This is a genomic window from Streptomyces sp. NPDC059850 (assembly GCF_042731515.1).
GTDB lineage: Bacteria > Actinomycetota > Actinomycetes > Streptomycetales > Streptomycetaceae > Streptomyces.
In genome coordinates this window covers 1-12606 of record NZ_JBHWJI010000005.1, presented here as the reverse complement: position 1 = coordinate 12606, position 12606 = coordinate 1, and the positions used below count along the sequence as shown (strand labels likewise).

Annotated in this window: 10 protein-coding genes and 1 rRNA gene; 3 read left to right on the top strand and 8 right to left on the bottom strand. The window is 71.8% G+C overall.

The features are described 5' to 3' along the window. Window positions 1-217 precede the first annotated feature (217 nt). Both ACFV9T_RS05520 and ACFV9T_RS05515 read left to right on the top strand, forming a co-directional pair. On the top strand, window positions 218-832 hold the full coding sequence (locus ACFV9T_RS05520; RefSeq protein WP_385436841.1) for a GNAT family N-acetyltransferase: 615 nt from the start codon (window positions 218-220) through the stop codon (window positions 830-832). Between the two features lie 51 nt (window positions 833-883). After that, window positions 884-2068, top strand: a complete 1185-nt coding sequence (locus ACFV9T_RS05515) for a winged helix-turn-helix domain-containing protein (protein ID WP_385436839.1) — start codon at window positions 884-886, stop codon at window positions 2066-2068. Window positions 2069-2090: 22 nt separating this feature from the next. On the opposite strand, the gene ACFV9T_RS05510 is transcribed toward ACFV9T_RS05515, so the two are convergent. The 7 genes from ACFV9T_RS05510 to mtnA all read right to left on the bottom strand — a co-directional run bounded on the left by ACFV9T_RS05510 (window position 2091) and on the right by mtnA (window position 10699). Beyond that, complete coding sequence (locus tag ACFV9T_RS05510) at window positions 2091-2828, bottom strand: response regulator (RefSeq protein WP_385436837.1); 738 nt, start codon at window positions 2826-2828, stop codon at window positions 2091-2093. 209 nt (window positions 2829-3037) lie between these two features. Continuing rightward, on the bottom strand, window positions 3038-3730 hold the full coding sequence (gene hpf, locus ACFV9T_RS05505) for a ribosome hibernation-promoting factor, HPF/YfiA family (RefSeq protein WP_385436836.1): 693 nt from the start codon (window positions 3728-3730) through the stop codon (window positions 3038-3040). A gap of 317 nt (window positions 3731-4047) precedes the next feature. Continuing rightward, window positions 4048-4830: a ComF family protein gene (locus tag ACFV9T_RS05500; RefSeq protein ID WP_385436835.1), complete on the bottom strand. Its 783-nt coding sequence runs from the start codon at window positions 4828-4830 to the stop codon at window positions 4048-4050. Between the two features lie 129 nt (window positions 4831-4959). Further along, the gene (locus tag ACFV9T_RS05495) at window positions 4960-6828 is read right to left on the bottom strand and encodes an LpqB family beta-propeller domain-containing protein (RefSeq protein WP_385436834.1); all 1869 of its coding nucleotides are present in this window, start codon (window positions 6826-6828) and stop codon (window positions 4960-4962) included. Then, a complete protein-coding gene (gene mtrB / locus ACFV9T_RS05490) occupies window positions 6818-8866 on the bottom strand; it encodes an MtrAB system histidine kinase MtrB (protein ID WP_385436832.1) in 2049 nt (682 codons plus the stop codon). Before mtrB ends, ACFV9T_RS05495 begins: the two co-directional genes overlap by 11 nt. A 1-nt stretch (window position 8867) precedes the next feature. Then, window positions 8868-9545 (bottom strand): two-component system response regulator MtrA, encoded by a 678-nt coding sequence (gene mtrA / locus ACFV9T_RS05485; RefSeq protein ID WP_385436830.1) that lies wholly within the window; start codon window positions 9543-9545, stop codon window positions 8868-8870. Continuing rightward, the gene (gene mtnA, locus ACFV9T_RS05480; protein ID WP_385436829.1) at window positions 9542-10699 is read right to left on the bottom strand and encodes an S-methyl-5-thioribose-1-phosphate isomerase; all 1158 of its coding nucleotides are present in this window, start codon (window positions 10697-10699) and stop codon (window positions 9542-9544) included. Before mtnA ends, mtrA begins: the two co-directional genes overlap by 4 nt. Window positions 10700-10848: 149 nt before the next feature. Here mtnA and ACFV9T_RS05475 point away from each other — a divergent pair, with 149 nt between their 5' ends. Then, window positions 10849-12063 carry a hypothetical protein gene (locus ACFV9T_RS05475; RefSeq protein ID WP_385436827.1) on the top strand — a complete coding sequence of 405 codons (1215 nt, stop codon included), beginning with the start codon at window positions 10849-10851 and terminating at the stop codon, window positions 12061-12063. A gap of 278 nt (window positions 12064-12341) precedes the next feature. Here the strand turns inward: ACFV9T_RS05475 and rrf are convergent. After that, a 5S ribosomal RNA gene (rrf, locus tag ACFV9T_RS05470) occupies window positions 12342-12458 on the bottom strand. Window positions 12459-12606: the final 148 nt, after the last annotated feature.

Below are 12606 nucleotides of genomic sequence, written 5' to 3'. Positions count from 1 at the left end.
CCTGGCACGGTTGTGGGGTGCGCTGGCGCGGCATTGTCAAGGGGCACAAGCCCCGCCGCAACGGCCATCGTAAGACAGACCCCGCCTGGCCGGGAGGTCCGTCACCACGCGGGCCGGGTGTCACCACACCGTGTCAACGCGTGAGAGGTCGCCGGGGTGCCCCCGAATTCCCCAAAACCACTCGCGGCCCCGCGCGGCAGCGGACCAGACTCGGCCCATGGAGCCCGTCACCCTCACCACCGAGCGACTCGTGCTGCGCCCCTTCCGGCCGTCCGACGCTCCGGCGGTCCACGCCGCCTGTCAGGACCCGGACATCCTGCGCTGGACCCACGTGCCCGCTCCGTACGCCCGCGCGCACGCCGAGGACTTCGTACGGCGGACCTGCCCGGAGGGCTGGCGGGACGACCGCACCTATAACTTCGCGCTGGTCACCAGGGGCGAGGGCGCCGGGGACTCCGAGGGATCCGAGGGGGAACTCGTCGGGGCCATGGGCCTGATACGGCTGGCCCGGCTGCACAGCCCCGAGCGCCAGGCCGAGCTGGGCTACTGGACGGCACGGCAGCACCGGCGGCGCGGCTACACGGGCGAGGCGGCCCGGGCGGTGGCCGAGTGGGCCTTCACCGCGCTGGGCGTGGAGCGGCTGGAGTGGTCCACGGAGGCCGGGAACGAGGCGTCGCGCGCGGTCGCGCTCGCCGTGGGCTTCCGGATGGAGGGGACGGACCGGGCGGGCATCGTCCGCGAGGGCACCCGGCGGGACGCCTGGCGGGGCGCGCTGCTGCCCTCCGACTGGGGCCTGCCCACGGCCACTCCGTATCTCCCCGCGCCGGTCTGAGGTGGCTCTCGGGACGGGGCGTTGTCAGTGCTCCCCACTACGGTGGCGCGCATGACGAATCCCACCGCCGGGGCCATCGCGAACCGCAAGCCCGAGGTCAGCTTGTCCGCCGACGAGGCGCGCCGGATCGCGCTGCGCGCCCAGGGGTTCCTGGGCGCGCCCGACCGGCGCGGTGGGGTGCGCGGCGTGCTGCGCCATCTGGGCGCGGTGCAGCTGGACACGATCTCGGTGCTGGCCCGCTCGCACGAGCTGATTCCGTACGCGCGGCTGGGCGCGGTCGGCCGCCCGGCGGTCGAGTCGGCGTACTGGACCGGCACCCACGCCTTCGAGTACTGGTCGCACGCGGCCTGTGTGCTGCCCATCGAGGAGTGGCCGCACTTCGCCTTCCGCCGCCGCGCCTACCGCGCCCGCCCGCACTGGCACCACGAGCTGCCGGACGGGGTGTACGAGAAGGTGGTGGCGCAGCTCCGGGCCGAGGGCCCGCTGACCGCGACCGAGCTGGGCGGCGCCAAGAACGGCGGCCCGTGGTGGGACTGGTCGGCGGCGAAGGTCGGCGTCGAGCGCGCGCTCACGTACGGCGAGGTGGTGTGCGTGGAGCGGCGCGGCTGGAAGCGGGTGTACGACCTGGCGGAGCGCGCCGTGCCGGACGCGCTGCTCCATGACGACCTGGACGACGCGGAGTGTCTGCGGCGGCTGGTGCGGCTCGCGGGCCAGTCCCTCGGCGTGGGCACCCGGGCGGACCTCGCGGACTACCACCGGCTCAAGGCGGAGCAGGTCGACGCGGTGATCGCGGACTCGGGGCTGGTGCCGGTGTCGGTCGCGGGCTGGGAGAAGGCGGCCTGGGCGGACCCCGAGGCGCTGGCCACCACCCCGCGCGGACGGCACCGCACGACCCTGCTGTCGCCCTTCGACTCGCTGATATGGGACCGGGCGCGCACCGAGCGGATCTTCGGCTTCACCCATCGGCTGGAGGCGTATGTGCCCCGCCCCAAGCGGGTGTACGGCTACTTCGCCATGCCGCTGCTGTCGGGTGGGCGGCTGCTCGGCCGGGTCGATCCGGCCCGTGAGGGGACCACGCTGGTGGCACGGCAGGTGTCGCTGGACACGCCGAAGGCCGTGGCACCGATGGCGGAGGCGCTGCGCGAGGCGGCGGGCTGGGTGGGCTGCGACGCGGTGCGGATCGAGCGCGTCAACCGCCCGGAGCTGGCCGCCCCGCTGGCGGCCGCGGTCACGTGACCGCGGCCGGTTCCGTCCCCGCTCACCTGATCTCGAGGATCTTCTCCCGCATCGCGTAGACCACGGCCTCCATCCGGGAGTGCAGCTGCAGCTTCTCCAGGATGTTCCGGACGTGGTTCTTCACGGTGTTCTCGCTGATGAACAGTTCCTTGGCGATGTCGCGGTTGTTCATGCCGGTGGCCACCAGCTTCAGCACCTCCAGCTCACGGTCGGTGAGCCGGGGCGCCGGCACCAGCCGCCGCTCGTCGGTGCGCTGGATCATCGACTTGAACTCGGTGAGGAGCTTGGCCGCCATCGACGGGCTGATCTGCGACTGACCGTCGGCCACCGCCCGGATCGCGGTCGACACCTCGTCGGTCGAGATCTCCTTGAGCAGATAGCCGGTGGCGCCCGCCTTGATCGCGTCGTAGAGGTCGGCCTCCTCATCGCTGATCGTCAGCATGATGATCTTGGCGCTGGGTGCCACTTCCTTGATCGACGTGCAGGCCTCGATCCCCCCGCGCTTGGGCATGCGCACATCCATCAGGACGATGTCCGGCAGCAGATCCGCCGCCTTGTCCACGGCCTCGGCGCCGTCCCCGGCCTCGCCGACGACCTGAATGTCCTCCTCCTGGGCCAGGACGATCTCCAACCCACGCCGGAAGAGTGCGTGGTCGTCCACTACGAGGACCCGAATCGGCTCCTTGCGCGACTCGCCCCTGTCCGGCCCCAGGCGTTGGTCATCGCCATCGTCGGACACGGGCCCGAAGCTGTCCGCCATCGTTCCTCCCCCTGAAGGCCATGGCCCTTGCGGTTGCACTCTGCGGTGCACGGTGCGGTACGGCATCAACCAGTCGTTTCCCCATGCCGGTTGGCCGTCGAGCCATGATTTCATGCCCGGACCGGCCACGGGACCGCGCGGCGCATCCACCGCGCGATCCCGCTCACTCTCTGTGCACCCGCCCAGAAGCGGTCGGGCTTTAGTGGGCCTCAGGCGCCGAGCGCGCCGCCCGCGCCACCGGGCTCCTCCCCGGCGAACGCCTCCGGCTGAAGATGAATGACCCCGTAGTCATAGCCATGCCGCCGGTAGACGACGCTGGGATGGCTGGTGTCGGAGTCGACGAACAGATAGAAATCGTGCCCGACCAGCTCCATCTCGTAGAGAGCCTGGTCGAGCGTCATCGGGACCGCGGCATGGGTCTTCTCACGGACCACGAGGGGGCCTTCGCCCTGGACTTCCAGGGGTCCCATCCGGGTGGTCGGCACCGTGTCGGACGGGGTGCGCTGGGCGGCGATGTCGCCATGCCCGTTGATACGTGCCGCGTTGGGCACCGTGATGGCCACGTCGCTGGCCGGAATGCGACCGTTACCGCGCCGGGTGTGGCGCTTGTCGTGCTGCTTGCGCATCCGCGCTTCCAGCTTGCCGGCCGCCAGGTCCAGCGCTGCGTACGGATCGGCCGCCGCGGCCTCCGCCCGGATGACCGGGCCACGGGAGCGAAGGGTGATCTCCACTCGGTCCGACCGGTCGGCCTGACGCGGGTTGTGCTCCTTGGACACCTCGACGTCGAGGCTGATCACCTTGCCGTCGAGCTTCTGGATCTTATCCAGCTTCAGCTTCTCGGCCACGTGCTTCCGGAACCGCTCGGGCACATCTGTTTTACGGCCCTTGACGACGATGTCCACGCAGAACTCCGTTCCCGGGTCGCTCCGGATCATCCACCGGAGCTCATCCCTTGTGCACTAGGCTCCGGCGTCTTCCGGAGCCACCGGCTTGGCGGCTTTCACCTCTCCTTCCCACGGGGAACAAGTCCACCCCGTATCGGTTAACGGCTCACAAGAAAGCACCCAAAGCACGCCAAGCGGATTTGCGAGTCATAGCACCTGCCACTCCTCACAACCGAACATAGCTCGCCCGGGCGGATGTCGGCACCCCCTACCGGGCCGTACCTCCGATCAGGTGCTTTGGCATCCTTACAGCCTGCAACGACGCGGCTTCGTATTCAGTTCCGCTTATCGCTCGCGAAGGGTCTGAGACGCCCGGAAGACACCGAAGGCGCGAGGACCGGCGGGGTGGCGATCCCCGGCGCGGGGGCCTGTGGCGCGGCCACCACCGCACCGCCCACGACCTGTCCGCCCGCCTCCGTCACCGCCCGTGCCGCCTCCGCGAGCGAGGCCCCCGTCGTCATCAGATCGTCCACCAGCACCACCGGACCCGCCACCAGGAGCCGCCCGCCACCCGGCACGGCCTCCAGCGCCCCCGTCACGTTCGCCCGGCGCTGACGGGCGCCAAGACCCGACTGGTCGGTCACCCGGCGCCGCTGCCGCAGCACCGCGGGCACCCGCACGGGACACCCCTCGCGGCGCAGCACGCCCGCCGCCGCGCACGCGATACGCCGGGCCGGATCATGGCCCCGCGCCCCCACCGCACGCCGCGCCGAGGGCACCGGCACCAGCAGCAGCGGTGGCCTTCCCGGGGCCCGGGGCACAGCCCCGCAGGCCGCCGCCCGCACCGCACCGGCCAGCGCCTCGCCCAGCGGCCCCGCCAGCCGCAGCGCTCCCCGCTCCTTGTGCGCGAGCAGCACCGCGCGGGCCTCGTCCACGTAATCCACGGCCGCGTGGACCATCGGCAGCCCCGGCGGCACCGGGCTCGGCAGCACCCGACGCGCCCCGGGCCCACGCAGCGCCCCATGACACCCGTCGCACAGCGGGCCACCCGGCCGACCGCATCCCGCGCAGTCGGCCGGCAGCACCAGATCGGCGATCTCCTGCCACCAGCCCCGCATGGCCCCACTGTCCCGTCACACCGCCCGGGCCGCCACCCCCTGTGGAAAACCACGCGCATGTGGACAACCGGCCGCCCCCGCGCCGGCGCAGGCCGTTAGAAGGCCGCTTCTGCCTCCCCCGCCATACGGCTATCCGGGGTACACCGGCCCTGAACCGTCCTCGTCGACGGTCTTCCAGTCCGTGTTCGGCAGCAGCCGGACGATGCCGTTCTCCCTGGTCTCGGCGATCAGCGGCCGGGTCTGGTCCTCCGAGGCGGCGACCGTCTCCACCCCGTTCGGCCCCGGGACCTCCGGCAGGTCCGCCGGGGAGCCGTCCGTCTCCACGTACTGCAGCTGCTGCACACCGTCCGACTCACGGCCCGCGACCACCAGGCGGCTGTCCCCCGCCCAGGACGCGGTGTCGACGTCCTGCAGCTTCGGCGCGATCGCGTGCAGCGCCCGCACCGACAGCTTCGGATCGTCCGCCGTGCCGCGCCGCTCGATCCGGCCCAGCCGCAGCGTCGTATGCCCGTCCCGCTTGACCAGCATCGCGATCCTCGTGCCGTCCGCGGACACCCGCAGCGCCGTGATCCGGCCACCGTCGAGCGCGGGCAGCTCGACCTCGTCCGCCTGGCCGGTACCGCCGCGCAGCCGCAGCAGCCGCGGCCGCTGCGGGTCCCGGTCGGCCACCCACAGCCCGCCCAGCCCGTCCCAGCTGGGCGCCGTCAGCCCGTGCTCGGGGCTGCCGCCCTGGCTGTGCACCCGCACCCGGCCCCGCTCGGCACCCGACGACAGCTCCGTCACATACAGCGACCGGCCGTCCTCGCTGACCGCCGCCGCGTCCCGCTCGTCGCGCGAGACCGCCACGGTGCCAAGACCCGCGCCATCCGCGCCGAACGGCCCTGGAACCGGCCGTGGCTTGTCCTCGTCGTCGGACAGCCGGACCATCCGGTGCTGCGCGTCCACGAAGTACTGGTGCTGGGGCCGCCCGATGACATGGTCCGGGGCGTACGCGCGCGCCGCGTCACTCGACTGGGCGCACAGCTCGGAACCGCTCTGCCGCTCCAGCCGCACCCCGCTGACCTCGTCCGACCCCTCCCAGAGGTCCTGCACCGTGAACAGCGTCTGCGCCGCCATCCGGGCACAGCGGCCCGGGCTGATCTGCGCCGCCTGGTCGCTCAGCCGGACCTTCAGCACGTTCGAATCGTCCAGCGACAGCTTGTCGGTGTGGCGGCCGAGCCCCGTACCGGCCGGGAAGGCCGTGCTGACCACCGGATCCAGCCAGTCCGTCGGGCCGTCCAGCAGCGCCTTCACGGTCGCGGTGACCGGATTGATGCGCCGCCGCAGATAGACCGGATCGGCGACCAGGACCTCGTCCCCCACCCGGGAGTCCTCGGCGTCCGGGCCCAGCTTCGCGAAGTAGTACTTGTTGACCGAGTGGTAGATGCGCTGGAAGTCGGACTCGCCGAGCACCAGCCCCGGCGGCGGCCCGTCGATCCGCCACTCCGACCCGCGCAGGGTGAGGTGGATGCGCTCCTCGTACCTCTGCTCATCGGGCCGGTAGGCGTGGGTCGCGTCCACCGTGGCGATCCGCTCGCCGGACAGCACGACCGTCTTGCTGTTGCCGTCCCGGTCGCCGGGATCGGTCTCCACCCGCACATCCGGCGCCTGCTCCAACACCGTGGTCCGCGCGAACGGATCCCAGTCCTTGGACGCGCCCCGGGTCAGATACTCCTTCGCGGTGGCGAAGTTCTCCTCGTCGCTCGTCGTGGCCTCCAGGAAGCCGGAGACCAGCTCCGCGGGCTGCTCGCCCTTGCCCGGGCTCACCCCATACACCCGGACCTGCGAATCCACATCGGAGCGCGGCGAGGAGTCGACCCTGCGCACATCCCCGCTGTCGGGCATCGAGGCACAGCCGGTGAGCAGCAGCACACCACACGCGAGCAGCGTGCCCGTGCCCCGCGCACGGCGGTACGCGCCGGAGCGGGAACGGTGGCGGTCGGCACGGTCAGCGCCCACGGGGGCGGCCCTCCCCTTCGTTCGGTGTCGTTCGCTCGCGGCGCTCCCGGGGCTCCCTGGCCTCCCCGTACGACGGCTCCGCGGCTCCGCGCACGACCCGCGCCCCGTTCCCCGGCAGCGCCGTGGGGTCGGCCGAGGGCATCGGGGCGTCGGCGGGCGGCAGCGCGGAGCGGGGCTGCGCGGGCACCGAGGCCAGCCGCTCCGCCGCCGGCTGCGCCTGCCCGTTGTCGGCCGGCTGCCGGTTGCGCCGGGAGTCGTCGGGCTCCAGCGGGATCGGCGAACCGCGCAGCACATCGCCCGCCGCGCGCGGCAGCGTCAGCCGGAACTGCGACCCGCCACCGGGCTCGCCCCACGCCTGGAGCCAGCCACCGTGCAGCCGCGCGTCCTCCACCGCGATCGACAGCCCGAGACCGGTGCCGCCGGTCGTCCGGGCGCGCGCCGGATCGGCCCGCCAGAAGCGGTTGAACACCCGCGTCGCCTCGCCGGGCTTCAGCCCCACCCCGTAGTCCCGCACGGCCACGGCGACCGCGCCGCCCGCCGCCGCGAGCCGCACCACCACGTCCCGGCCCTCGCCGTGCTCCACGGCGTTGACCACCAGATTGCGCAGCACCCGCTCCACCCGGCGGGCGTCCGCCTCCGCCACCACCGGCGCCTCGGCACCGCGCACCACGATCCGGGTGCCCTTGGCGTCGGCCAGCGGCTCGGCCCCGTCGACCACCCGGTTCACCACATCGCGCAGATCGATCTGGTCGGCCTCCAGGGCGGCCGCGCCCGCGTCGAACCGGCTGATCTCCAGCAGATCGGAGAGCAGCGACTCGAAGCGGTCGACCTGGCCCCACAGCAGTTCGGCGGAGCGCGCCGTGATCGGATCGAAGTCCTCGCGCCCCTCGTAGATGACGTCCGCCGCCATCCGCACGGTCGTCAGCGGTGTGCGCAGCTCATGCGAGACGTCCGAGACGAACCGCCGCTGCATCCGGGACAGCTCCTCCAGCTGCTGGATCTTGAGCTGAAGGTTCTGGGCCATCTTGTTGAACGCCTCGCCGAGGCGGGCGATGTCGTCCTCCCCGGTGACCTTCATCCGCTCCTGCAGCAGACCTGCCGCCAGCCGCTCGGAGATCCCGGCCGCCATCCGCACCGGCGTGACGACCTGCCGCACCACCACCCACGCGATGGCGCCGAGCAGCACCACCACGAACACCCCGGCCGTGGCCAGCGTGCCCTTCACCAGGCTCAGCGACTTCTCCTCCTGGGTGAAGGGGAAGAGGTAGTACAGCTGATAGGCGTCGCCGTGGTTGTCGTCCAGCCGCTTGCCGATGATCAGCGCGGCCTCGCTGTCGCCGGAGCCGAGGTGCTCGATCCGCCCGTACTGCTCGTACGGCGCGGTCCGGCCCTCGTCCACCCGCTGCCGCAGGTCGGCGGGCACGCTGTCCGCCTTGACGTCACCGGAGGCCCGGGGGCCGCGGCTGGCCACATAGGGCGTCTCACCGGAGTCGGAGCTGAGCGCGACCACCGAATACGCGCCCTTGCCACCACTGGCCAACTGCTCCACCAGTGCGTTCAGCCAGGCCCCGGCGTCCTGGGCGCCGCGGCTGCCGGGGCCCGCGCCGTCCTGGCCGCCGGAATCGCTCTTACGGTCGGCCATCTGCTCGGCCACCTCGAACCCGCCCACGGCCTGGCCCTGCGCGGCGTGCCGCTTGGCGTCGAGCAGCCCGTTGCGCACCTGGCCGATGACGACCAAGCCCAGCAGGATCACCACGCCGAGCGACATCAGCAGCGTGGTGGCCACCACCCGCAGCTGGATGTTCCGCCGCCACAGCCGGGCAGCGGGCAGCAGCGGACGGCGCACCCACCGCCCGAACAGCCGGATCAAGGGATGGGCCGGTCCGCCGGAGGCCCCGTCGGGCAGCAGATGCCCCCCGCTCCACAGCCTCCGGAGCAACGGAATGTCACCCGCCGGATCGGGTCGCCCCGCCCGGCCGCTCTCCGGCGCCCCGCCTCCCGAACCCTGGGGCCGCGGAGCCGTGCCGCCACCCGTCATCTCAGCTGGGCCCGGCCTTGTAGCCGACGCCGCGCACGGTCACCACGATCTCCGGCCGCTCCGGGTCCTTCTCGACCTTGGAGCGCAGCCGCTGCACATGGACATTGACCAGCCGGGTATCGGCCGCGTGCCGATAGCCCCAGACCTGCTCCAGCAGCACCTCGCGGGTGAACACCTGCCACGGCTTACGGGCCAGGGCCACCAGCAGATCGAACTCCAGCGGGGTCAGTGCTATCGACTGCCCCTCCCGCTTCACCGAGTGCCCGGCGACGTCGATCACCAGATCGCCGATCGCCAGCTGCTCCGGCGTCGGGTCCTCGGACCGCCGCAGCCGCGCCCGGATGCGGGCCACCAGCTCCTTCGGCTTGAACGGCTTGACGATGTAGTCATCGGCACCGGACTCCAGCCCGACCACCACGTCGACCGTGTCGCTCTTGGCGGTGAGCATGACGATCGGCACCCCGGACTCGGCCCGGATCAGCCGGCACACCTCGATTCCGTCCCGTCCGGGCAGCATGAGGTCGAGCAGCACCAGATCCGGCTTGGCCTCGCGGAAGGCGGCAAGAGCCTTGTCTCCGTCCGAGACGAACGACGGTTCAAAGCCTTCGCCGCGCAGCACGATGCCGAGCATCTCTGCCAGTGCGGTGTCGTCGTCGACGACAAGGACGCGTCCCTTCATGAGGCCATCATCCCATTACCTGATCGTGACCTGGCGCACAGCTCTGCGATACCTCCCTCGGTGACCGGAGCGACGACACCACGCTCGGTGACGATCGCGGTCACCAGCTCCGGCGGGGTGACGTCAAAGGCCGGGTTGAACGCCTGCGTGCCCAGTGGGGCCAACGGAACTCCCATCGCCGTCTCGGCACCGGGACCCGGAACATGCGGCACTATGACGTCCGTCACCTCATGCCCGGGCCGCTGCTCGACCTCGATCGCCGCCCCGTCCGGGGTCTCCGGATCCACCGTGGTGGTCGGAGCCACCACGATGAACGGCACATGGTGGTAGCGGGCCAGCACCGCGAGCGGATAGCTGCCGACCTTGTTGGCCACCGAGCCGTCGGCGGCTATCCGGTCCGCGCCTATCAGCACCGCGTCCACTTCCCCGGCCGCGAACAGCGACCCCGCCGCGTTGTCGGTGAGCAGCGTGTAGGCCATGCCCTCCCGCGCCGCCTCGTACGCCGTCAAGCGGGATCCCTGGAACAGCGGACGGGTCTCGTCCACCCAGAGCCGCCGCAGCTGCCCGGCCCGGTGCACCGCCTTGACCACGGCCAGGGCGGTGCCCTCACCGCCGGAGACCAGCCCACCGGTGTTGCAGTGGGTGAGGATGCGGTAGCGCCCGGCGGGCAGCAGCTCGCCGAGGAGCGCCTGGCCGTGCCCGACCATCCGCTCGCTGGCCTCGGCGTCCTCACGGTGCAGGGTGCGGGCCTCGGCGAGCGCGGCAGCGGCGGCCCGGTCGGGACTCGCCCCGTCTCGGATTGCCGCGTGGTACGCGGCGGCGGCCCGGCGCACGCCGTAGCCGAGGTTGACGGCGGTGGGGCGGGCATGGGCGAGCGACTCGGCGGCCTCGTCCACATCGAAGCCACGCGCCGCGGCGAGGGCGACCCCATAGGCCCCGGCGATGCCGAGCAGCGGGGCGCCTCGTACGGCCAGTGAGCGGATCGCCTCCACCAGCATCGGCACATCGGTGCACACCAGCTCGACCTCCTCGGCGGGAAGCCGGGTCTGGTCGAGGAGCACCACGACGGGCCCCTCCGGTGGTTCCTCCCAGCGCAGTGCGAAAGCAGTGGGCGCCGCGGCGCCTTCCGGGGAGACCCGGTGCTGATCAGCCATCCGCCCAGTCTGCCCCCTGCGGCACCCTCTGATGAAGTGGTCAGCCAGCCCCGGCGACCGGTACGCACCACAACCCACCGTGGCACGATGGCTACGAAGCGGCCGTCGCCGCATGGGCGACCGGCCAACGAACGACCTACGGAGCGACGATGAACGACTCTCCGGGCTGGGCTCCGCCCGGATCGTCCCCTTCCGACGAGCCCGACCACGGCAGTCAGCAGCCGAACGAGCCCGTCGACCACCCCGCGCCGGAGCGGCCTGCGCGGGGCGCCACCTGGGCCAAGCGGCAGCCGCCCGCCGGACGCTGGTCGGCCCCGGGCGGCGGCATCTCCACCCCGCCGCCCCCGCAACCTGCCGGACCGGCGAACGGCCCCGGCTGGGGCACTGGCTGGCGACAGCCACCACCCGTACCCCGCCCCGGCGTCGTCCCGCTGCGGCCGCTCGGTGTGAGCGAGATCCTCGATGGCGCGATCGCCACCATGCGTGCCCACTGGCGCACGGTCCTCGGCATCTCGCTGGCCGTCTCGGTCGTGACCCAGGGACTGATCACCGTCGTCACCGGCCTGTGGTTCCGCACGACCTCCGGCACCGGCACGGTCGACAAGCCGGACCCCACGCTCGGCGAGGCCCTGGAGGCCGTGCGCGGCGCTCTGGGCAGCAGCTCGGTGACCCTGCTCGTCGGCGTGCTGGGCACCATCGTCACCACCGCCCTGCTGACCATGGTCACCGCCCGGGCGGTCTTGGGCCGCCCAGTGTCCACCGGGGAGGCCTGGGGCGGTGCCCGGCCGCGGCTGCTTCAGCTGTGCGGTCTGCTCCTGCTCATCCCGGCCATCACTGCGGGCGTCATCGGCCTGGGCATGGCTCCGGGGATGCTCCTCGTGGCGGCCGGCGTGGGCAGCGAGGGCGCCGCGCTCGCCTCGCTCGGAGCCCTCGCGGGAACGGGCGTCGCCATCTGGCTGTGGGTCCGCTTCAGCCTCGCAGCCCCGGCGTTGATGCTGGAGAAGCAGGGCATCATCTCCGCGCTGCGCCGCTCGGCCAAGCTCGTACGCGGAGCGTGGTGGCGCGTCTTCGGCATCCAGCTGCTCTCCATCGTGCTGGTCTTCCTCGTGGCCGCCATCGTCGAGGTACCGACCAGCGCCGTCGCGATGGTGCTCGGCGGGGACAGCGCCATCGACTACCTGTCCGGCGAGTCCGTCTCCGTCGGCTGGGCCTTCCTGATCGTCGTCGGCATCGGCGGGGTGATCAGCTCGTCCATCACCTTTCCGATCAGCGCCGGTGTGACCGCTCTCCTCTACATGGACCAGCGCATCCGGCGCGAGGCACTCGACCTCGAACTCGCCCGCGCCGCGGGCTACGGCAACTGATGTGGTGACGGTGGCAGGTGATGGCGTCAGAGCCGACCCCATAACGGGCCCTGACGCCACCTCCACCGCCCTCCCGACCTGCATCACCCTCATAGGGCACCCCCGCTTCTCCTCACCCCTCCTGCTGGCGATTCTGAGCGGTCCCCCACACGCCGCGCCAGGGCCACAGCCCCGTTTCACTCGATCCGGTGATACAACAGTTCGACTGGGAACCTGGTGCTGAACGCAAAAATGCCTCGGTCCCGAGCATGAAATGCTCGGGACCGAGGCTAAAGATTGTTCGGCGGCGTCCTACTCTCCCACAGGGTCCCCCCTGCAGTACCATCGGCGCTGAAAGGCTTAGCTTCCGGGTTCGGAATGTAACCGGGCGTTTCCCTAACGCTTTGACCACCGAAACACTATGAAACAAACAAACCGGATGATGACACAGTTCGTTATTTCAGAACCAACACAGTGGACGCGAGCAACTGAGGACAAGCCCTCGGCCTATTAGTACCAGTCAACTCCACCGGTTACCCGGCTTCCATATCTGGCCTATCAACC